Origin of the sequence: Streptococcus mitis (assembly GCF_047460035.1) — a bacterium.
Lineage (GTDB): Bacteria > Bacillota > Bacilli > Lactobacillales > Streptococcaceae > Streptococcus > Streptococcus mitis_DW.
This window is the reverse complement of record NZ_JASHHB010000003.1, coordinates 158266-180838: the sequence shown is the minus strand read 5'-3', so window position 1 is coordinate 180838 and position 22573 is coordinate 158266. Positions and strand designations below refer to the sequence as shown.

General features: G+C 31.3%; 18 protein-coding genes and 2 pseudogenes. 17 read left to right on the top strand and 3 right to left on the bottom strand.

Going from position 1 to position 22573, the window contains the following annotated elements:
- The first annotated feature begins 24 nt into the window (after nucleotides 1-24).
- Nucleotides 25-1272, top strand: a complete 1248-nt coding sequence (locus tag QM956_RS04060; RefSeq protein ID WP_049532746.1) for a hypothetical protein — start codon at nucleotides 25-27, stop codon at nucleotides 1270-1272.
- Here the strand turns inward: QM956_RS04060 and QM956_RS04055 are convergent, their stop codons facing one another.
- A complete protein-coding gene (locus QM956_RS04055; protein ID WP_049532747.1) occupies nucleotides 1273-1851 on the bottom strand; it encodes a hypothetical protein in 579 nt (192 codons plus the stop codon).
- Between the two features lie 438 nt (nucleotides 1852-2289).
- On the opposite strand from QM956_RS04055, the gene pezA reads away from it, so the two are divergent.
- The 8 genes and pseudogenes from pezA to QM956_RS04015 form a co-directional block, all read left to right on the top strand.
- A complete protein-coding gene (gene pezA / locus QM956_RS04050) occupies nucleotides 2290-2766 on the top strand; it encodes a type II toxin-antitoxin system antitoxin PezA (protein WP_247933199.1) in 477 nt (158 codons plus the stop codon).
- On the top strand, nucleotides 2766-3512 hold the full coding sequence (gene pezT, locus QM956_RS04045; protein ID WP_247933200.1) for a type II toxin-antitoxin system toxin PezT: 747 nt from the start codon (nucleotides 2766-2768) through the stop codon (nucleotides 3510-3512). The genes pezA and pezT overlap by 1 nt, the downstream gene beginning before the upstream one ends.
- Before the next feature lie 122 nt (nucleotides 3513-3634).
- Nucleotides 3635-5809 (top strand): DEAD/DEAH box helicase, encoded by a 2175-nt coding sequence (locus tag QM956_RS04040; protein ID WP_247933201.1) that lies wholly within the window; start codon nucleotides 3635-3637, stop codon nucleotides 5807-5809.
- A gap of 4 nt (nucleotides 5810-5813) precedes the next feature.
- Nucleotides 5814-6548, top strand: coding sequence for a DUF2290 domain-containing protein (locus tag QM956_RS04035; RefSeq protein WP_247933202.1), 735 nt, complete (start codon nucleotides 5814-5816; stop codon nucleotides 6546-6548).
- A gap of 428 nt (nucleotides 6549-6976) precedes the next feature.
- The gene (locus QM956_RS04030; RefSeq protein WP_261051046.1) at nucleotides 6977-7336 is read left to right on the top strand and encodes an SAG1252 family conjugative relaxosome accessory protein; all 360 of its coding nucleotides are present in this window, start codon (nucleotides 6977-6979) and stop codon (nucleotides 7334-7336) included.
- A gap of 9 nt (nucleotides 7337-7345) precedes the next feature.
- The gene (locus QM956_RS04025; protein WP_261051051.1) at nucleotides 7346-7711 is read left to right on the top strand and encodes a MobC family plasmid mobilization relaxosome protein; all 366 of its coding nucleotides are present in this window, start codon (nucleotides 7346-7348) and stop codon (nucleotides 7709-7711) included.
- The gene (locus QM956_RS04020; protein WP_261051055.1) at nucleotides 7698-9563 is read left to right on the top strand and encodes an SAG1250 family conjugative relaxase; all 1866 of its coding nucleotides are present in this window, start codon (nucleotides 7698-7700) and stop codon (nucleotides 9561-9563) included. The genes QM956_RS04025 and QM956_RS04020 overlap by 14 nt, the downstream gene beginning before the upstream one ends.
- 294 nt (nucleotides 9564-9857) lie before the next feature.
- Nucleotides 9858-10385 (top strand): annotated as a pseudogene (locus QM956_RS04015) (helical hairpin domain-containing protein); the annotation flags it as partial.
- A gap of 104 nt (nucleotides 10386-10489) precedes the next feature.
- On the opposite strand, the gene QM956_RS04010 reads toward QM956_RS04015, so the two are convergent.
- A complete protein-coding gene (locus tag QM956_RS04010) occupies nucleotides 10490-11353 on the bottom strand; it encodes a helix-turn-helix domain-containing protein (protein ID WP_247933248.1) in 864 nt (287 codons plus the stop codon).
- 192 nt (nucleotides 11354-11545) lie between these two features.
- Between QM956_RS04010 and QM956_RS04005 the strand changes: the two genes are divergently transcribed.
- The 8 genes from QM956_RS04005 to QM956_RS03970 all read left to right on the top strand — a co-directional run bounded on the left by QM956_RS04005 (nucleotide 11546) and on the right by QM956_RS03970 (nucleotide 21016).
- Nucleotides 11546-11725, top strand: a complete 180-nt coding sequence (locus tag QM956_RS04005; protein WP_033607253.1) for a PhrA family quorum-sensing system peptide — start codon at nucleotides 11546-11548, stop codon at nucleotides 11723-11725.
- A gap of 102 nt (nucleotides 11726-11827) precedes the next feature.
- Complete coding sequence (pneA1, locus tag QM956_RS04000) at nucleotides 11828-12052, top strand: lichenicidin A2 family type 2 lantibiotic (protein WP_247933249.1); 225 nt, start codon at nucleotides 11828-11830, stop codon at nucleotides 12050-12052.
- 6 nt (nucleotides 12053-12058) lie between these two features.
- The gene (gene pneA2 / locus QM956_RS03995; protein WP_000786759.1) at nucleotides 12059-12247 is read left to right on the top strand and encodes a two-peptide bacteriocin subunit PneA2; all 189 of its coding nucleotides are present in this window, start codon (nucleotides 12059-12061) and stop codon (nucleotides 12245-12247) included.
- Nucleotides 12248-12365: 118 nt separating this feature from the next.
- Nucleotides 12366-15356, top strand: coding sequence for a type 2 lanthipeptide synthetase LanM family protein (locus QM956_RS03990; RefSeq protein ID WP_247933250.1), 2991 nt, complete (start codon nucleotides 12366-12368; stop codon nucleotides 15354-15356).
- A gap of 177 nt (nucleotides 15357-15533) precedes the next feature.
- Nucleotides 15534-16238, top strand: coding sequence for a flavodoxin family protein (locus QM956_RS03985; RefSeq protein ID WP_033607257.1), 705 nt, complete (start codon nucleotides 15534-15536; stop codon nucleotides 16236-16238).
- Entirely contained in the window at nucleotides 16219-17148 is a 930-nt protein-coding gene (locus QM956_RS03980) for a M50 family metallopeptidase (RefSeq protein WP_033607259.1), read from the top strand. The genes QM956_RS03985 and QM956_RS03980 overlap by 20 nt, the downstream gene beginning before the upstream one ends.
- The gene (locus QM956_RS03975) at nucleotides 17145-19253 is read left to right on the top strand and encodes a peptidase domain-containing ABC transporter (protein ID WP_000701298.1); all 2109 of its coding nucleotides are present in this window, start codon (nucleotides 17145-17147) and stop codon (nucleotides 19251-19253) included. The genes QM956_RS03980 and QM956_RS03975 overlap by 4 nt, the downstream gene beginning before the upstream one ends.
- Before the next feature lie 23 nt (nucleotides 19254-19276).
- On the top strand, nucleotides 19277-21016 hold the full coding sequence (locus QM956_RS03970; protein ID WP_247933251.1) for a S8 family peptidase: 1740 nt from the start codon (nucleotides 19277-19279) through the stop codon (nucleotides 21014-21016).
- A gap of 113 nt (nucleotides 21017-21129) precedes the next feature.
- On the opposite strand, the pseudogene QM956_RS03965 reads toward QM956_RS03970, so the two are convergent.
- Nucleotides 21130-22396 (bottom strand): annotated as a pseudogene (locus QM956_RS03965) (transposase); the annotation flags it as partial.
- Between the last annotated feature and the right edge of the window lie 177 nt (nucleotides 22397-22573).

Below are 22573 nucleotides of genomic sequence, written 5' to 3'. Positions count from 1 at the left end.
GTTATCGGTAGGAGAGGTAAAAAAATGACTAGTTGTTTTGTTGTAATGGGATTTAACACAAAAAAAATTCCAAATACAAATATTGAGGTTGATTTAAATGCTGTATACTCAAATATTATTAAACCTGTTATTTTAAATAAAGAGTTAACTTCAATTCATGGAGAGAATAGATTTAGAGCTGATGAGGTATATACAACTCAAAATATTACAAAAACATTTATTGAAGGTATATTCAAAGCTGATATTGTTATTGCTGACATTACTACGTTAAATCAAAATGCAATTTATGAATTAGGACTGCGCCATGCAATGAGACCTAAATCTACAATTATCCTATGTGATAATCATACTGCTAAAATTAATTTTTTTGATATTTCTCACCTACCTCAAATTAGATATGATTCTGACAAAGTGAATGAACTTGATGAAGTTGTTCGAGTGAAAGATATACTCACAGAGTACATTACTTCTGCAATAAATAGTGACGAAAGATTTATAGATAGTCCGGTATTTGAAAATAACTTATATACAATTGTCGAAAGAAATAATTCTATGGAGGAAAGTAATAATATTTCTATAGAAACATCTCAAAATTCCTTTATGGACCTAGCAAGAATAGCAAAAAAATTTAAAGATGCCGAAGAGTATGTAACAGCAGAAAATTTATATAAAGAACTTTTAGAAAAAGGGTATGTCGATGATGAAATTTTAGCGGGCTACTTGTTATCAGCATATAAAAAAGATGAAAAATCCTTAGATAATTTGAGAGAAGCACAGAGAAAAATTAATACTTATCTTGATATAAACAACACTACTTACCATAAAATTTTAGGGATATATGGTGCGATATTTTTACGAATATTTTATATTACAAATGATAAAAGAGATTTATTGTCAGCTATAAATTACTATAGATTGGGTATGAATTTTGAAGATAACAATATATACTGTGCTAGAAATTATTGTGCTACGCTGTTAAAAATTGTAAGTGTTGAAACAGATACCGAAGTTTTAAAAGAACACTACTATACTGCAAAGTATACAGCAAAAATTATATTAGGTTCATTAGAAAATTTGATTAGAAAATCTAGTATGTATGATGATATCTGGTTACAATCTAACCGAGAAGAGCTTCTATATATTTCCGGAATTATTGAAACATTATCGGACAAAGTTTATGGCGAAACCAAGAGACAAAGTAATACTATAAATGAGGGAAGAAAGCTCTTAAGGGAAGATTTAGAAAGAATTAAGTTAAAGCTTATGGACTAACTATTTATAACCTAATTCTCCCCCTTTGATGAATTCATATTTTTCTATAACCATTTGTTTCCATTTATCAAAACTTTTTCTAAACTCAGAGGATTCTACAAATTGAAGAATTTTTTCCTTTGAGTCTAAGGTAAATTCAGGTGATGTAATTGAGTATTCACCCTGATGTAAAATACCTTCTCTTGTCAATTTTTCCTGAGGAATTGTCAATATAGGCAGATCAAAAGTTAATGCTAATATTCCTTCAATCTGACAATACACACTAGTAATCCACTTATTTTCTAAGTGGATTTCTTTTGATTCGAAAAATCTAGGATTATCCTCAGCATCTTTTTTACGAATTCCTTCAGATATATATGTTTGACCAACTGCTAAAATAACCATGCCATAGCTTCTTTGTATCATCTCACGTAGTGATACCATAACTTCATATGGAGTATATTCTGCAGCTTGTAATGTAATACATTCGAAATTATGTCTTTTTAATAACGATACAATTTCATTGATAAAAAAATCTTGGTTTTCAGTAAACGGATTAGGTCTACTCAAAAAAATTTTTATTTTATCACTATTTCCCATAAATTTCTCCTACCGATAACAATTTATTATCACTAGTATACCATAAATTTATTTTTAGTTGTTTGATTTGTATAAGGTGGGACAGGAACGGTTGTGTGAATTAGTTTCAGGTAATGGAGATAAGAAATGAAGTTAACAAAAGTAATTATTAATAATTTTAGATCATTCGGTGAAAGTCAAATTATTGAATTAAATAATAGAGTACCGCAATTATATTGCGGAACCCTTGTTTAATGAGGTTTAAGACAATATAAAGGCGATAATAATTGGGAGAAAAATTGTGTTCCCCACCGAAACCCCACTAGGAATTATCTTGGTGGGGTTTTTATATTGCTCTTTGTTAGAAATTTGTGTAGCTCTTGTTAAAAACACACCAAAAATGGTGCGTTTTATTTTTCTAAATGTTATAATGGTGTTATCAAATTCAAGGAGTTTCCCATGATTGGAAAAAACATAAAATCCTTACGCAAAACACATGACTTAACACAACCCGAATTTGCCCGAATTATAGGAATTTCTCGGAACAGCTTAAGTCGGTATGAAAATGGAACTAGTTCAGTCTCTACGGAACTAATAGATATCATCTGTCAGAAGTTTAATGTATCTTATGTCGATATTGTAGGAGAAGATAAAATGCTCAATCCTGTTGAAGATTATGAATTGACTTTAAAAATTGAAATTGTCAAAGAAAGAGGTGCTAATCTATTATCTCGACTCTATCGTTATCAAGATAGTCAGGGGATTAGCATCAATGATGAATCTAATCCTTGGATTTTAATGAGTGATGATCTATCTAATTTGATTCATACGAATATCTATTTAGTAGAAACTTTTGATGAAATAGAGAGATATAGCGGCTATTTGGATGGAATTGAACGTATGTTAGAGATATCTGAAAAACGGATGGTAGCCTAATGGGAATCCAAGATTATACCGATAGTCAATTTAAACAGGCTTTAGCAAGGAACCTTCGCTCACTGACAAGAGGAAAAAAGTCCAGTAAGCAACCTATAGCGATTTTGCTTGGAGGGCAAAGTGGTGCTGGTAAGACTACAATTCATCGTATTAAACAGAAAGAATTTCAAGGAAATATTGTTATCATAGATGGCGATAGTTTTCGTTCTCAGCATCCACGCTATTTAGAACTGCAGCAAGAATATGGCAAAGACAGTGTAGAATACACCAAAGATTTTGCAGGTAAAATGGTAGAGTCTTTAGTAACAGAATTGAGTCATTTGGGATACAATCTTTTGATCGAGGGAACTTTACGAACAATTGATGTTTCGAAGAAAACGGCACAACTCTTGAAAAATAAGGGATATGAAGTACAATTAGCCATAATCGCAACAAAGCCCGAATTGTCCTATCTAAGCACCCTTATCCGATACGAAGAACTGTACGCTATCAATCCAAATCAAGCACGCGCAACTCCAAAAGAACATCATGATTTTATTGTAAATCATATAGTTGATAATACACGACAATTGGAAGAACTAGCTATCTTTGAAAGAATTCAAATTTACCAACGAGATAGAAGTTGTGTACATGATTCAGGAGAAGATAAAATTTCAGCAGCAGATATTCTTCAAGAGTTACTGTTTGGGGAGTGGAGTCAGGTAGAGAAAGAGATGTTGAGGGGGGGAAAAGAGAAGTTAAAATAGTAGTGTATATCAAGAAAGTATAGCTGTATGAAATTGTTAGTTCTAGGTTATCAGCATTACTTGTAAATTAGTATTTAATATATGTTATAATAGATAAAAACATTTAGAAAAGAGAACAAATAATGGAAATAGTAAAAGGATCCTCTAAAAACCCAGTAGTTGATAAGATGTTGATTGATTTTTTTACAGAACTGCCAATAGAAGAGGATAGTACCTTATATGTAGGTTATCCAATAATTGGAACTACACAAGGTCCATACCCTATAGATGCTACACTCATTTCTAGGAGATATGGAGTAGTTATTTTTGATTTAATATCTGGAACAGAAAAACAAGATATTGATGGTTTTGAGGATAAGCAGGATGAAATTTTCAATATTGTGGACGGCTATTTAAAATCATATAAAGAGCTAACAAATAGGAGGAAACTAAAGCTCCCTTTAACAATCGTAACATATGCACCGGAAGTTCATTTAGAAAGTAATGAAGATGACGAGTACTTGATTTTTAATAATAAGACTCTTCATAAACTTATAAATAAACTTGACGATTTGGATATAGATGATTTTTCGGATGATGATTTTAATCAAACAAAATCTGTAATTCAAAATATAAAAAATATTAGAGAAAATACGACTGTTAGAAGAATAACTTCTCCTAGCTCAAGAGGAGCTAAGATAGAGGAGGTAAAAAAACATATTGCAACTCTTGACCCACAGCAAAGTAAGGCGGTGGTAGAATCTGTAGACGGTGTCCAGAGAATTAGAGGATTAGCAGGATCGGGTAAAACAATTGTACTAGCAATGAAAGCAGCATACCTACATGCTAAACATCAAGATTGGAAAATTGTAGTAACATTCAATACAAGATCTCTCAAAGAACAGTTTAAAGAACTGATTACTAGATTTTATGTGGCGCAGACACAAACATTACCAAATTGGGAAAATTTAAAGGTATTAAATGCCTGGGGGCGTCCTAGTGGTGGCGATGATGATGGACTGTATCATCAGTTTATAAAATATCAGAATGATGCTGAATACTATGATTACTCACAAGCAAAAAGAAAATTTGGATTCGAACCATTTGGAAAAGTTTGTGAAGAAGCTATTAATAAAATGACTCAACAAGTGCCAATGTATGACGCAATTTTAATAGACGAAGCTCAGGATTTCTCTAAATATTTTTTCCAAATCTGTTATCATTTAGCAAAAGATAATAAGCGAATTGTGTATGCATATGATGAACTTCAAAGTCTCTCAGGAAAATCTTTGCCATCTCCTGAAGAACTATTTGGTAATGAAGGAGAAACAGACACTCCGAGAGTTACTCTAAAGAGAAATGATGATAGTGAAGATATTGTCTTAGAAAAATGTTATAGAAATCCTAGACCAATTTTGGTGACAGCACATGCTTTAGGATTTGGTGTTTATCGTAATACTGATGAGCGTTCTAACACCGGATTAATTCAAATGTTTGAAGATGCTGAACTATGGAACGAAGTTGGATATGAAAATGTTCTTACAAGAGACAAACACATAGAATTAGGACAAGAAGTGCAGTTAACACGGACTAATAAAACGAGTCCTAAATTTTTAGAAGAACATTCTCATTTTGATGACTTACTTTTATTTAAAACTTTTACTAGTAAAGAAGATCAAAGTGAGTGGATAGCTACAGAAATTATTAAAAATATTGAGTCAGACGACTTAACTGCAAAAGATATTATTGTAATAAATCCAGATCCTGTTAAAACGAAACAAGAAGTTGCAAAGGTTAGAGCAATATTATATGAACACGGATATACTAGTCAAATCGCTGGTGAAGCAAATGCTAATATTTTTTATATTGATGATGTATCAATAACTTTTACAGGAATATACAGAGCAAAAGGCAATGAGGCTTCTATGGTTTATGTTATGAATGCCCAAGACTGTTACGACTCTTCTGATGAGTTGCAAACTGTTCGAAATCGATTATTCACTGCAATGACAAGAAGTAAAGGTTGGGTAAGAGTGACTGGTGTTGGTGAAAAAATGGACCTACTTTCAGAAGAGTACAAACTTGTGAGAGAAAACAAATTTGATTTAAGATTTCATTATCCTACTAAAGAACAATTAAAGCTGATTCAAACTATAAATAGAGATAAAACATCAGCTGAAAAACGTTCAATTGCAGATGTTAATAAGGGTATTGAGAAGATTGTAGAGGGGGTTAAAGACGGTTTGTTATCAGGCTTTGATCTAGACCTTTCACAAGAAGATCGGGAAATACTTCTCAAATTCCTTCAAAAGGATTAAATTCATGGCAAAAAAATTAAGCGAAGCTATAAATAAAGAAATTATAGATTTTACAGTGTGTTTGACCGAGGTGGGATTAGAGATTTCTAATAATTATCCTAGTACAAAGCAGATGTTAAAAAAAATTAATGATAAAAGGAAAAAGGGAAAAAGTATTTCAAAAACTATAACCAAAATTACTCCAGCTGTTGCAGATGAAAATCATAAGGTTATTTTTGATAATGAGTTAGAGTATATAGATTTGTATAAAGAACTAGAGAAAGACAAAAATTATAATGTAAAGTTAGTTGATGGAGCACTAATATCACTCACATATGAGATTGATGAACAAGATAAAAAGATTTTAACTCATAGGTTGACTTTTTTTCCTTCCCCATCTTTGTTTGCATTTGAGGACAATAGAACAACTGATGAAAGTGATGGATATGAGGAATTATATTCTGATATCATTAGCAAAAATATCTATCCATTTCCAATAAGATTTGATTATGATTTTTATAATAGTATTGATGTGGAGCATCCTAAATCTCACTTGACTTTAGGGCAATATAAAAATTGTAGAATTCCAGTCACATCAGCTGTGACTCCTGGACAATTCTTGATTTTTATATTAAGAAATTTTTATTCAACATTTTATAATGAATATGAAGAAAAATTTAATACAATTCGAAAATGCGATGATATGGAAAGTTCTATTACAGAAAGAGAGAGATGTATCCCTCATTTTGTTATAAACTAGTATAGTTTAAGTCAGCTTATACTTTTAGCAGGAGAGACTACTAAAGATAACGTTTTGATTTAACTCAGTAAGTAGTGATGAATGAAATCGATACTTAATGTGGAGAGCCACTAGGCTCTTTTTTCATACCCTTATTCCCTTGTGATAACTTCCTCAAATGTCTTCTGCTATACTTTTCTCAACTTAAAAAAATCAAGCTAAGATTTTTCTATGGGGGTTTGGGGGCGAAGACACCAAGTTATCTTATCGTTAGCTGTCAAAACTAGAAGGTTTTGGTCGGCTGGCGATATGATTTTTGGGATATTGTGGACACAATGTCTGAGCTCGCAAAGACCGAACAAGGAGAGACTGAGGTCTTTAGGAATCGTACTGACAATGTGAGGCAGCCTTACATTGTCAGACAAGTGTAATGTTGAAAGGATGGTAAGATGGGACAAGAAATTAAGTTAATCCGTAAGCAATTTAGAATCACGAGACAAGAAGAAAAACAGATAAAAGAAATGATGAGGGAACAAAAAGTGGATAGTTTCTCAGAATTTCTTCGTCAAAATTTATTGGAAAAGAATTATCAGGATAGAATTTTTGAAAGTTGGTTCTCCCTTTGGCAGTCTCAAAAGTTTGAACAGATTAGTCGAGATGTGTATGAAGTTCTGGTTGTCGCAAGAGAAAATCATCAAGTGACTCAAGAGCACGTCTCAATCTTATTGACTTGCGTTCAAGAATTGATTGCAGAAGTGAATCAAGTGCAGCCACTCAGTCGTGAGTTCCGTAAAAAATATATGGGTTAGGAGGATGTAATGGTTTATCGCTATCGTACCAATCTCAAAAAAGTGTTTCTAACTGATCCAGAATTACACCAATTGAATGAACGGATTGCTAAGAGCAATTGTCAAAATTTCTCAGTCTATGCCAGAAAAGTTTTGCTTAATCCCAATATGTCATTTGTCACGATTAACACTGATACTTATGACCAGTTAGTTTTTGAATTGAGACGGATTGGAAATAACATCAATCAAATTGCGCGTGCGATTAATCAAAGCCATCTGATTTCTCAGGACCAATTACAAGAATTGAGTAAAGGAGTCGGAGAGTTAATTAAGGAAGTGGACAAAGAATTTCTAGTGGAGCTGAAAAGACTGAAGGAGTTTCATGGTAGTTACTAAACACTTTGCGACGCACGGAAAAAAATATCGTAGGCGTTTAATTAAGTATATTCTTAATCCTGATAAAACGGACAATTTGAAATTGGTATCTGATTTTGGCATGAGCAATTACTTGGACTTCCTTAGTCATGCAGAAATGGTAGAGATGTACAATGTCAACTTCAGCAATAATGACAAGTTGTACGAATCCAGAAACGACCGACAAGAAAAACACCAACAAACTATTCATGCTCATCACCTCATTCAATCATTTTCTCCTGAAGATAATCTGACACCTGAAGAAATTAACCGCATTGGTTATGAGACCATGATGGAATTGACAGGAGGTCGTTTTAAGTTTATCGTAGCAACTCACACAGACAAAGATCATGTTCATAATCACATCCTAATCAATGCTATTGACCGCAATTCAGATAAAAAGTTGATATGGAACTATGCCTTGGAACGAAACCTCCGTATGATTTCAGATCGTATTTCTAAAGTGGCTGGTGCAAAAATTATTGAGAAACGTTATTCCTATCGAGATTATAAAAAATATAGGGAATCTAGTCATAAGTTTGAATTGAAACAACGTCTTTATTTTTTGCTGCAGCAATCTAAATCGTTTGATGATTTTTTAGAGAAAGCAAAGCAGTTGCATGTTCAGATTGATTTTAGTCAAAAGCATAGCCGTTTTTTGATGACAGATAGAACGATGATAAAACCAATTCGAGGACGCCAACTCAGCAAACGAGATCTATATGATGAAGAATTTTTTAGAACGCATTTTGCTAAGCAAGAGATTGAAAGTCGTTTAGAATTTTTGTTGAACCGTGTCAATTCTTTAGAAGAGTTAATAACAAAAGTAAAAGAATTGAATCTAACCATTGACTTAAAACAAAAAAATGTAACTTTTATCCTGGAAGAAGATAATCAAAAGATAAGTTTGGGTCATCAAAAAATAAGTGATAAGAAATTATATGATGTCAAATTTTTTCAAGATTATTTTAAAAATAAGGAAGTCGTTGCTTCAGAAGGATTAGTGAATTTACAGGAACAGTACCATGTTTTCCAAGAAGAACGATATAAGGATAAAGTATCCACTGAAGAGATTGAGGAAGCCTTTAAGACATTTAAGGAAAAACGAGATACCGTTCGTGAATTTGAAGTGGAACTTGCAGAGAACCAAATAGAGAAGCTAGTTGATGAGGGCATTTATATCAAAATGTCTTTTGGTATTAATCAGAGTGGTCTCATTTTCATTCCAAATTATCAATTAGATATTCTGGAAGAAGAGAATCAAACAAAATATAAAATCTTTATACGTGAGACAACCTCATACTTTGTATATAACAAAGAACATTCGGATAAGAATCAGTATGTCAAAGGACGAACATTGATAAGACAGCTAACCAACGATAGTCGAGTAATACCATACAGAAGACCTACAGTTAAGAGTCTACAGGAAAAGATTACTGAGATTAACCTCTTCATTGAATTAACTGAAGTAGATAAGAAATACCAAGACATTAAAGACGAGTTAGTAAAAGAAATAGCAGAGATAGATATAAAACTAAATCAAATTAATGAAAAAATCGCCAACTTAAATAAGATGGCGGAAGTGCTTATCAATTTGAAGAGTGAGGATGTGAGCAGTCGAAAGCTTGCAAGATATGACTTTTCAAAACTGAACTTGACAGAATCAACTTCATTAGAACAAGTGACTGAAGAAATAAGAGCATTGCAAGAGGAACTAGGTCACCATATTGGTGAGTATGAGAGACTCATAAAAAGATTAGAAACATTTGTAAAAATGTTGAATACTGGTAAAGGCGTTAATCAAAAATTTGATATGGAGATTTCATTACAGTAATAGAAATGCTGGCAATGTAACTATCTCGACATTTTAAATTTATTTTATAGATATTTAATGACAAATAATATGCTTATTCTCGTCAATTTATAATGATAATGCTGAATTAATTCAGACTGCCAGAGAGAAAGGACAGCGAGTGAGGTGCCCATGAGGTCATTATCTTTGAGTTTGCCAATAATCTATTGTTTAGAGATGTCAAAAACGGTAAGAATATGCAAAACCTCATCGCAGCATTATTATTCTTATCAATAATCATCAGCCATAAATTATTTTCATCAATTAATTGTTTGGATAAAAGAAAGTTCAGACCTCAATCGTTACATGAGAGGGCGTGAACTAATCCGTCAACTTACTCACGACAGCACGCATATCCCTAGACGTAGGCGACCAACCATTGCCAACCTCAAAGAGAAAATCGCGGAGGTGAATCTTCTTATCGAATTAGACTTTAACAATCAGTCTTACCAGTAAATCAAAGATGAGTTAATCAAGGAAATCGCCCAGCTGGATTTGACCATTACAGATTTGCAGGATAAACTAGCTCATCTTAATAAGGTAGCAGAAGTACTAATTAATCTCAATAATTCTGGCCCAGAAAATAGAAGATTGGCAAAATATGATTATGCTAAGATGAACATGACGTCAGCCATTAAAATGGAGCAGGTGGAGAAAGAGATTGAAGAAAATCAAAAATCCATGATGAAATCGATAGATGATTACGAATATAAGATTAGGAGACTGGAGAATTTTATCAACATACTTGATAACACAGGGCGTCAAAATATCACCAATTTAGAACACGAAAATAAATCAATCTAGTTGTTTGAGATACCACAGAAAAATTATAAGACTGATAGTATTAATTTCACTATCAGTCTTACAGGTTATTTAAGGTTCAGGTAGAACTCCAATATCAAGATAAATTAAAAAGTATCTAATTCCTTTAAATAATTTTCTATCTTCATAAGCATTAAAGGATTATTATAGATCTTGCATAATTCCCTTGCTTCTATATAATAATTTTTGACTTGTTCTTTATCTAGAAATTGTTCTCCAGCATTTCCGACGAGTATGAGTAGGGGAGCTAATTGGTAGCTTGTTTGTCGCTTTTTACAGAGTTCAATCGTTTCAAGAGCTTCTTGGATAGCTTCGTTATGTTTTGCCTTTGACACTAAATAGTGAGCGTAGTTGTAACGAACTCTGATGTAACCAAATAAAAACTCTTGATAATCCAGATTTTTTGTCTGATACAACTCCATTAAGTGAAAGTAGTTTGCTTCATATTCTTGTTCACGGTCCACTAAGGAATAGAAATTAGATAGAGTATTCATTACCTTTAAGTAAATCAGAGTATTTGAGGATACTTTTGATAATATATTTTCCAAATAAGAAATAGCCTCATACTTGTGGTCATATTGATAGAAGTCAATAATAGCTTTTATCCATTCAAGATACATCTTGTCTTCTAGTGTTAGAAAATTGTTTCGCTCTAACTCTATCTTATAAAGATATTCTAAATCTTTATAATTTCTATCTTCTAGTAGACGAGAAGATAAATTCTTGAAGTTAGATAGGTTAGATTTTACTTCAATTTGTTCATTGAAAAAGTAATCCAACGGGACCTCAAGTCGTTGAGAGAGTTTGAACAAAAGGTCTGCGGAGGGAATAAAACGCCCTCTCTCAATCTTGCTGATCTGACTTTGTTCACAAATTCCTTCTGCAAGAGTTTGTTGGGAAAGTCCCAGTTCTTTTCTTTTAGTTCTGAATTTTTCGGAGAGTATATTCATTAAAAAACAGTAATCCTTTCAACTTATTTAAGTTAATTATAATTTTTTTAGTTCAAAATAGCAATTATTAAGATCTATTTATTCTTTTTAGGAATATAAAAGAAAAAAATTCCAAAAATAAATAAAAACTCTTGACTTTATGAGATATATCAGTTAAAATAAAGTCAAGGAAAAAGAAAGGGCTTTCATTACATGAGAAAAAAACGTGGAATTAATCAGTTGATGGCATTCTTATTGTTAGGTTCTATCGCATTTAGCAACGTCTTTTTTTACAGACAACCGAATCCGAAAGATACTTCAGCCTTCTCTTATGAAGTGAGGATAGGAGTACAAAATAAATCCAGTGGTCTTGATGTAGGTAAGGCAGATTAAAACCCGGTATTTTGCACGAGAATGATAGAGTTATAATTTATCTAAAAAAACAAAAAATATAGAGCAACTTATTTAACTTTTTATAAGGAGGAGTTATTACTTATGACCAACTTTAATTCAAACGAAAAATTTTGTGGAAAAAGTTTAAAATCATTGTCTGCTGATGAAATGAGTTTAATATATGGTGCATCTGATGGTGCAGAGCCACGTTGGACGCCTACTCCTTTAATTTTGAAATCAGCTGCAGCTAGCTCGAAAGTATGTATTAGTGCACTTGTTTCTGGTATTGGGGGGCTAGTTAGCTACAATAATGATTGTTTGGGGTAAATTAAAATGAAAAATGATTTTGTAATCGGAAAGAGTTTGAAAGAATTATCCCTTGAAGAAATGCAATTGGTTTATGGTGGCACAGATGGTGCTGACCCTAGATCAACAATTATATGTTCTGCTACATTAAGTTTTATTGCATCATATTTGGGTTCAGCTCAGACTCGTTGTGGCAAAGATAACAAGAAAAAATAAAATATTCAATTTTAAAAAATAAAAGTTGCTCTTTATTTTCCTCTCTCGTAACTAATAATTTTGAGAGAGGTTTTTTATTAAAAAACAATAGTAAGTCGTATAGGTTGGAGGTAAGTAAATGAAATATAAAATTAAAAATGTGCATAAAACATTGTTTATTAAGGAAAGATATCAAATATTATCTGAACGAAATGATAATTCCTTAAATAACTTTTCATTAAATAATTGGCGTTCTACAATGTCAATTATTTCTGAAAAAACTTTTGAAGAAATGTTGAAATTAAATAATTACAATAAAAAAATATTTTCTAACACTGTGAACTATGATTATACTGAGGAACAGATAAGACTATATTCAGAATATGCTGAAAATTCGGAATGGTATAAATTTGCGGAGGGTTCATTTGAAATATTTAGAAAACATCCCCAAAGAATTAATTTTAAGAAAGATTTTTCTAGAATTTTGGAACCCTTTATTATTAATTTGCTTAAATTAATCAATAATTATCTAGATAATAAAGAATACGAGTGGGTTGACAAGAATGGAAATATTCTTTCCTCTCTAGTATTTTATTTAGAAGATTTAATCTATCCTTGGATTGTTAAACCTTTGGTTTTAGAGATAAATTCATTGCGTGAAAAAGGTTTGCTTGAAGGGGAATCGGAGCAGCAACGGTACAAATATTTTATAACATTGCTTGACAAGGAAGAGCATCTATTAAATTTTTATAACAAATATCCCGTTTTATTGAGGCAAATATCGGAGTCTTGTCTTCGGTTCTATACTTATTTTATAGAAATTTTATCAAATTTAGAAAATGATTTTAGTGTATTAGAAGAAGAATTTGGGCTAAGGGGGAAATTAAATGATATAAAATTTGGAAAGGGTGATACACACAGCGAAGGAAAAACGGTTTTGATACTCTTCTTTGATGACGCGAAAATTGTTTACAAGCCTAAAAATTTAATAATCAATAACTCACTAAATACTATTGCTGAGTATATCCGAAAGGTTGATGAAAAAATTAGGATAAGAATACCTCGAACTATTGCTTATTCGGATCACAGCTATGAAGAATTTATTGATTATCTACCTCTAGAGCAAAAGAAAAAATTACCTGAATATTATTATAATTTCGGTGTGCTTTTAGCATTTATATATTTATTTAATGGGAGTGATATACATTTTGAAAATTTGATTTCCTATGGAGATATGCCTGTAGTAATAGACTTTGAAACAATGTTACAGCAACCTCTATTTGATGATAAAACTGCTCAGAGTTTGCTGGATATTCTGTTTCACAGGGTGACTCGAACTTTGCTTCTTCCAACAGAGGGAGTGAAAAGGGAGGATGGTCTTGATGTTGAGATGAGTGCTCTTACAGGAAGTTTTAAGAAGGATGCTTTTAATGGTCAAGTTTTAATTAATTTAAATACTGATAAGGTAAAGTTTGATATTGGGAAAATTGATTTTGAAGGTGGGAAAAACCTCCCTATTCGGGATGGTGATATAGATTTTGATAAGTATATAAAAGATTTCAAAAGAGGTTTTAGGGATTTTTATCTGATATTTGAAGAGTTAAATAAAACAGAAGAATTTAAAATGCTATTAAAAGCAAACTTGTATGGTTTAAAGACAAGGGTACTTTTTAGAGATACAAATAGCTATGCTTCAGTACTATCTTTTTTATATCATCCTGATTTTTATGAAGAAATGTTAGATAGAGAAAAAGCATTGGAAAATCTCTGGAGCAATAAGTTTTCTAATCAAGGTATTGTAGCAAGTGAATGTGAACAAATGAGGTTATTAGATATTCCGATTTTTTATACAGATACACATTTCAACGAAATCTACGATGATTTTGGAAATCATTTTATTTCCCTACATCAATTTTCTGGATATGACTATTTTATGAAATATTTACCTAACAATAATTTGGAAGATTTAGAAAAGCAACTTGATATCATTGAAATTTATTTTCCAAGCTTTAATCAGCGAAAAAAAGGATACAAATTAAACATATCTAATAGAAAAAAACTCCAAAATGAAAGTTTACTTACAATTCTGCATAATGAAGTAGAGAATATTGCAGACTCTTTGGTTATTAATAATATTTATGACGAATATCCAATTTGGAGTATACCTGTTAATTTTAAAGATTCAAAATGGTGTCTTGAACAAACGGGTAATGATATGTATAGGGGGAGAGCTGGAATACTACTGTTTATGTACTATGTAAAATTATTGAAAGATAAATCATCATATACTCAACTGTACAATAAAATGTTATCTGCAATTCCGCCATCTGTTTCTTTATCTAAGACCACATTTGGTTTAACTGGTGATCTAGGATATTTCATTGTTCTATCCATTATAGAGGATTACGATACAAATACTCTCGCATGCTTAAATTATATAAAGAGTGTTTTAACTGAGCTTGAAAAGACTAATTTTGCAAGTGTTTCAAACAAGTCTGACTATATTAATGGTCTTCTACCTTTAATTAATACACTGATAAGATATTATAGGAGAGGAATAGAGAGGGAACGTGTTCTAAGGCTAGTATTAAGTTTAGGTGATACGCTATATAATGATGTAAGCGAGAGAGATAATAGTAATTTTGGATATAGTTTTGGTCATGGACTATCAGGTGTAATTTTTACATTGAAAAATATTTATAAAGAGACAAGACTTAAAAAATATAAAGAATTAATTTTACAACTAGTTCCTAGGGAGAAAGTCCAAATTCATTCTTTGAAGTGGTGTAGTGGAGAATTTGGGACATTAGTTAATTATCCCCAAAGTGTTCCAGAGGAAATTGTAGCTAGTTTAGATAATGATACATTTTGCCATGGAAGTATGGCCATAATAAATTTTTACATCGACTTCATGAAAGAAATGGACACTAGTATGGAATTGGAGTCTTTATTGTGTAGTGTTATAATGAATAAATCAAAAGAAGGAGAGTATCGTATCGTCCAAACAAGCAATTTTCCAGATTTTTCTTTGTATACAGGTGTCACTGGTATTGCTTATACTTTTTTAAGGTATATCGCACTGAATCAGAATGATAAAAAGATAGTTATCCCCTCATTACTTGAAATCTAGCTTAATTTATAGTTTTGTTTCTAAAATTGAGGTGTTCACTTATTAAGTAATATAAAAATACCAAGATTGACTAGTTTAATACAAAACATATGTAATAATGTGAGCCAACAAAAGTCTGTTTTTGAACCATACTATCTTGAAAAATCTACTAAATTCAAATTGAGAGGATGAATTAAAATGAATAAAATATTTATATATGCAGGAGTGCGAAATCGTAACTCTAAGACTTTAGAGTATACTAAGAGACTTTCAAGTATCATTTCTAGTAGAAATAATGTTGATATATCTTTCAGGACACCTTTCAATTCAGAGCTAGAAATATCTAATTCTGATTCAGAAGAGTTGTTTCAGAAAGGAATTGATAGGCAAAGTGATGCTGATGATGGAGGCATTATAAAAAAAGAGTTATTAGACTCTGATATTATAATTATCTCTTCTCCTGTATATTTACAAAACGTATCTGTGGACACTAAAAACTTTATTGAAAGGATTGGGGGGTGGAGTCATCTTTTTCGATTAGCTGGAAAGTTTGTTGTAACATTAGATGTTTCTGAGAGTAACGGCTCTGATAATGTGTCAGAATATCTTAGAGATATATTTTCATATATGGGAGGACAGATCTTACACCAAGTTTCAATTACCAATTCACTCAAAGATATTGCAGAGGCTCAGTTGATGGAGGCAACTTATAAAATTGAAGATGTACTTGAAGGGAAAATTAAGTACAAAACAACGGATTATCAAGAAAGAGCTTACCAGACATTAAAATTAATTTTAGAAAATTATGATTCCGAACATTTTGAGAAGATATATTGGGAGAAAAAATGCCTTTTTGAAGCTAATAGTTTAGAGGAATGGTATTATGTTAAAAATATTAAATAACTCTGTCATATATTTATGTTTGGCGCCGTTATTATTCCTATTATTGATATTTTTTCCAAATGATTCATTAATCTATTTTTTTCGATTGATTTTAATTACGTTAATATCAATTACATTACATGAACTAGGTCATTTTTTAGTGGGAAGATGTTTATCTTATAAACTAGAGATGCTTGCTACTCCCTTTTTCTTCTATTTTAGAAAAAAAATGTATTTCAAATTTCCAGTGTTATTAGCATTCGGTTATTGTCAAATGAGTAATAGAAACATTACTAATGAAAAAAATAGTGATAGGAATTTGGTGTTCTACTTCTTTGGGGGAGGTGGAGCTAACCTAATTGTCGCAATATTAGCACTTTTGGGATTTGTGCCGTACACATCAGAATTTTTTATTTTGAATATAATTCTTTTTATAGTCACGGTATGTTTACCAATTGATGGAACAGATGGCAATGCTATTAGAGAGATAGTTTTGTATTCAAAAGATTCAAAAACATATCAGAGATTCTTTGCGAACAGTCTCTATAATAATCCTTATATAACAATCGACGATTTTGCAAAATTAACCTCTAAAGAAAAATCTTTTTTTTCAAAATTTGAAAAATGTTTGATAAACCTTTACTTTGAAGTGAAAGGTGAAGGGTCAGCATTTACAATTGCTAATCATGAAGTTTTTGATTCAAATATTCAGGAAAATATTATCCATGAGTACTATAAATTACTACATAAATCTTCTGATTGGATTATTCCACAGAACTTATCTTTAGAAGAAGTTGTTTTTACCTTGTCAAACTATATTTACTCGAAAAATAATAAATATTTAGAAAAGATTAAGTATCTAAAGAAATTAGTAGATTTTAGACAAGAAGAAATTATCGACTTTATTTTGAACAAGGAGGAAGTATTGTGAAAATTCCAATGATATATCAAATGGAAAATTCAGAATGTGGATTAGCATGCTGTGCCATGATATTGAACTATTTTAAATATGAGATTTCTTTAAATGAACTACGTGAAATCTACCCATCATCCAGATCTGGATATTCTCTCCTATCTATAAGTAAAGTTTTAGGAGATTTTAATATAAGTTCTCATGCTTTTAAAGCTTCGGTAAGAGATTTAAAACCGCTCAGTTTCCCACTCATTTGCTTCTGGGAGAGTTCTCATTTTATTATTCTTGAAAAAATTAGTAAAAACAAGTTTTATATTTTAGATCCTGCAAAAGGCAGGCAGAGAATGTCAATAAGTGAATTTGAAAGGCATTATTCAAATATCATTTTAACATTTAAAAAGTTAGATAGCTTTATGTCTCGTAAAGATAATAAGAAGTCGCCTGTTTTAAAGTATTTTTTTAAGTATAGGAATAAGCTAGGGATTTTATTTTTTGTAACAGCATTATTGTATGTAATACAATCATTAGTACCTATAGCTAATAGATACATAATTGACACGAATTTCAAGGACGATTCGTATTCGTCTAGAATGTTATTTACTATATTATTTATATTTACTGTTTCATTCTCACTAATGTATTTATTAAGACAGATATATGTTGCATCCTTAAAATATATAATGGATAAAGAGATTAGCTATGATTTTATGAAACATTTGATATATTTACCTTACAGTTTTTATGAAAAACGTACTTTAGGGGATATACTTTTTAGAGCTAACTCTATTGTTTATATAAGAGAAATACTATCAAATAATTTTATAGCAGCTATACTTGATTTGTTAATGATTGTGGTTTATGCTGTGGTTTTATTTAGCTTTTCTAAGTACATGGTGATCTTTTTAATATCACTAAGTCTAGCTCTATCTATTGTAATGTATCCAATCATAAAAATCTCAAAAAATTTAATTGATAAAAATATAAAAGAAAAGGTTAATGTTCAAAATATTACTTCCGAAGTAATTTCTAAAAATAGTGATATTAAGCTAACTGGAGAAGAGGAATTTTGGATTAACAAATGGGATAATTTTAATACAAAACAGCTCATCATAGGTCGAAAACTTGATATACATTTATCAATTGTTAGTAGTATAACGAATGTTTTACAAATTATTCTCCCTGTTTTGACCCTTATTGTAGGTGTAAATATAAAAACATTCGAACAATTGACGTTAGGACAAATTGTAGCAATAAGTACAGTCTCACCATACTTTATTTCTCCTATAATTTCTTTAAGTGATAACTATATACAATTAATGTTATTAAAGGGATATTTTTTAAGAATAGAGGATGTGTTTAATACTAAATCCGAATTAATTCCAGAAAGAGTCAGTCAAGATATAAAATTTGATAAAAAAATAGAATTAAAAGATATTTGGTATAAATATGGATTATTTGATGATTATGTTTTGAAAGGAATAAATGTTACTATTAAAAAAGGAGAAACTGTTGCTATTGTTGGAGAATCAGGTTCAGGTAAGAGTACATTAGCTAAAATTTTATTAGGTTTATTAGAACCTAATATTGGTTCAATAGAAGTTGATGGAGTAGAAAAAGAAGAAATTGGTCAAACATTGTATAGAAAGATTTTTGGAGCAGTGTTACAAAATTCAACCCTAAGTTATGGTACCTTAAGAGAGAATTTGACATTTGGACACTTTGTTTCAGATGAAGAATTAATGACAAATCTAAATTCAATTGGTCTTAGCAATGTAGTTAAGTCTTTACCTCTTGGATTAGAGACAATCATCGCTGAAGAAGGTAATAACTTTTCTGGAGGGCAGCAGCAAATGATACTTTTAGCTCGTTGTCTTTTGTCGAAACCTTCGGTAGTTGTTTTGGACGAAGCAACAAGTAGTTTAGATAATTTATCTCAACAAATTACAACTTCTTACTTAAGTGAAATCGGTACCACTAAGATTTTAATTGCCCATCGACTAGATACTATCAAGTCTGCAGATAAGATCTTAGTAATGCATAATGGTGAAATTGTAGAGATTGGGACCCATAGAGAACTTCTTGAACTAGGAGGCATTTATAAGCAATTGTATTCAAATAATTAGTTTTTGATTAAAAGGGTAAATTTATGAAGATTATGAAAAAAAAATATTGGACTTTAGCGATATTATTCTTTTGTTTGTTCAATAATTCTGTTACTGCTCAAGAAATACCTAAAAATCTTGATGGCAATATAACTCACACTCAGACTAGCGAAAGTTTTTCTGAATCTGATGAAAAACAGGTTGACTATTCTAATAAAAATCAAGAAGAAGTAGACCAAAATAAATTTCGTATTCAAATCGATAAGACAGAATTATTTGTAACAACAGATAAACATTTAGAAAAAAACTGTTGTAAATTGGAACTTGAACCACAAATAAATAACGATATTGTTAACTCTGAAAGTAATAATTTACTAGGCGAAGATAATTTAGATAATAAAATTAAGGAAAATGTTTCTCATCTAGATAATAGAGGAGGAAATATAGAGCATGACAAAGATAACTTAGAATCGTCGATTGTAAGAAAATATGAATGGGATATAGATAAAGTTACTGGTGGAGGCGAAAGTTATAAATTATATTCTAAAAGTAATTCTAAAGTTTCAATTGCTATTTTAGATTCAGGAGTCGATTTACAAAATACTGGATTACTGAAAAATCTTTCAAATCACTCAAAAAACTATGTCCCCAATAAAGGATATTTAGGAAAAGAGGAGGGAGAGGAAGGAATAATATCAGATATTCAAGATAGATTAGGTCATGGTACGGCTGTTGTAGCTCAAATTGTAGGGGATGACAATATTAATGGAGTAAATCCTCACGTTAATATTAACGTCTATAGAATATTTGGTAAGTCGTCAGCTAGTCCAGATTGGATTGTAAAAGCAATTTTTGATGCTGTAGATGATGGCAATGATATTATCAATCTTAGTACTGGACAATATTTAATGATTGATGGAGAATATGAGGATGGAACGAATGATTTTGAAACATTTTTGAAGTATAAAAAGGCTATTGATTACGCGAATCAAAAAGGAGTAATTATAGTAGCTGCATTAGGGAATGACTCGCTAAATGTATCAAATCAGTCAGATTTATTGAAACTTATTAGTTCACGCAAAAAAGTAAGAAAACCTGGATTAGTAGTTGATGTTCCAAGTTATTTCTCATCTACAATTTCGGTCGGAGGCATAGATCGCTTAGGTAATTTATCAGATTTTAGCAATAGAGGGGATTCTGATGCAATATATGCACCTGCAGGCTCAACATTGTCTCTTTCAGAATTAGGACTTAATAACTTTATTAATGCAGAAAAATATAAAGAAGATTGGATTTTTTCGGCAACACTAGGAGGATATACGTATCTTTATGGAAACTCATTTGCTGCTCCTAAAGTTTCTGGTGCGATTGCAATGATTATTGATAAATACAAATTAAAAGCTCAACCATATAATTATATGTTTGTAAAAAAAATTCTGGAAGAAACATTACCAGTAAAAAATGGTATAAAAGTGTTAAATATACCAAACGTATTGAAATATGATTTGAATATGCTACAATCAGAATATAAAAATGAACAAAGTTGGGATAGTTTCATAGATAATGTTAATTTAATTGAGTTGGAAAAGAGAATTCAAACTACTATTGAAATTAAACAAATAAACACACGTAATATTATTACTATTGCCCGAGAAGAGTACTCTCAAAATTATTTACCTAACACTTCAGAAAATACATATAATTCATTACAAGTCAGTTTAGTTGGAGTATTACTACTTTTTATAAGTATGGTAAATATTTTATGGGCTCAAAAAAGTAAATGAAAATAAAATTTGGAGCTTTCTGAAAAAGTAAGTCCTACAGTTCAACTAAAATGAGTCAAAAGAGGAATCTATCTCATAAGTCTCTTTGTCAACTGTAGTGGGTTGAAGAAAAGCTAAGACCTAGAAAGGACAAATTTCGTCCTTTCTTTTTTGATGTTCAGAGCGATAAAAATTCGTTTTTTGAAGTTTTCAAAGTTTCGAAAACCAAAGTCATTTCGCTTGATAAGTTCGATAAGATTATTGGTCGTTTCCAATTTGGCGTTAGAATAGGGTAGTAGAAGGTCATTGACAATCTTCTCTTTATCTTTCAGAAATTTTTTAAAGACAGTCTGAAATAGAGGATGAACCTGCTTTAGATTGTCCTCAATGAGTTCAAAGAATTTCTCTGGTTCCTTATTTTGAAAGTGAAAAAGCAAGAGCTGATACAGCTGATAGTGGTGTTTTAAGTCTTCTGAACAGCTCAAAAGCTTGTCTAGGATTTTTTATTGGTTAAGTGCATACGAAAAGTAGAACGATAAGAACATTTATCGCTGAGTTTCCGACTATCTTGTTGAATGATCTTCCGGTAGCGCTTGATAGCCTTGTATTCATGGGATTTTCGATCCAATTGATTTATGATTTGGGTACGCACACGACTCATAGCACGGCTTAGATGTTAGAGTAAAACAGTCCAGTGGACTGTTTTAGCCTGAGCCTAGAAATTAGAAAGCAAAGCTGTTTAGCCAAGACATAATAAGGATTAAACATATCCATAGTAATGATTTTCACCTTACATCGAAATGCTCTATCGTAGCGAAGAAAGTGATTTCGGATGACAGCTTGTGTCCTGCCTTCAAGAACAGTGATGATGTTGAGATTATCAAAATCTTGTGCAATGAAACTCATCTTTCCCTTGGTAAAGGCGTACTCGTCCCAGGACATAATCTTTGGTAGACGAGAAAAATCATGCTTAAAACGGAAGTCATTGAGCTTGCGAATAACAGTTGAGGTTGAGATGGAAAGTTGATGAGCAATGTCGGTCATAGAAGTCTTTCCAATCAACTTTTGAGCAATCTTTTGATTGATGATACGAGGGATTTGGTGATTTTTCTTGACGAGGGAAGTTTCAGCGACAGCCGTTTTTGAGCACTGATAGCACTTAAAACGCCGTTTTTTAAGGAGAATTCTAGTAGGCATACCAGTTGTCTCAAGGTAAGGAATTTTCGCCGTTTTTTGAAAGTCATATTTCTTCATTAGACTTCCACAACAAGGGCAAGATGGGGCATCGTAGTCTAGTTTAGTGATGATTTCTTTGTGGGTATCCCTATTAATGACATCAATAATTTGTATATTAGGGTCTTTAATGTCTAGTAATTTTGTGATAAAATGTAATTGTTCCATATGAATCTTTCTAATGAGTTGTTTTGTCGCTTTTTATTATAGGTCATATGGGACTTTTTTCTATAACAAAATAGGCTCAATAATATTCATAGGGGATTTACCCACTACATATATTATAGAGCCTTTAATCCTTTCAAGCTGTTTGAGTCAACTCAAGCAGCTTTTTCGAGTACTTAT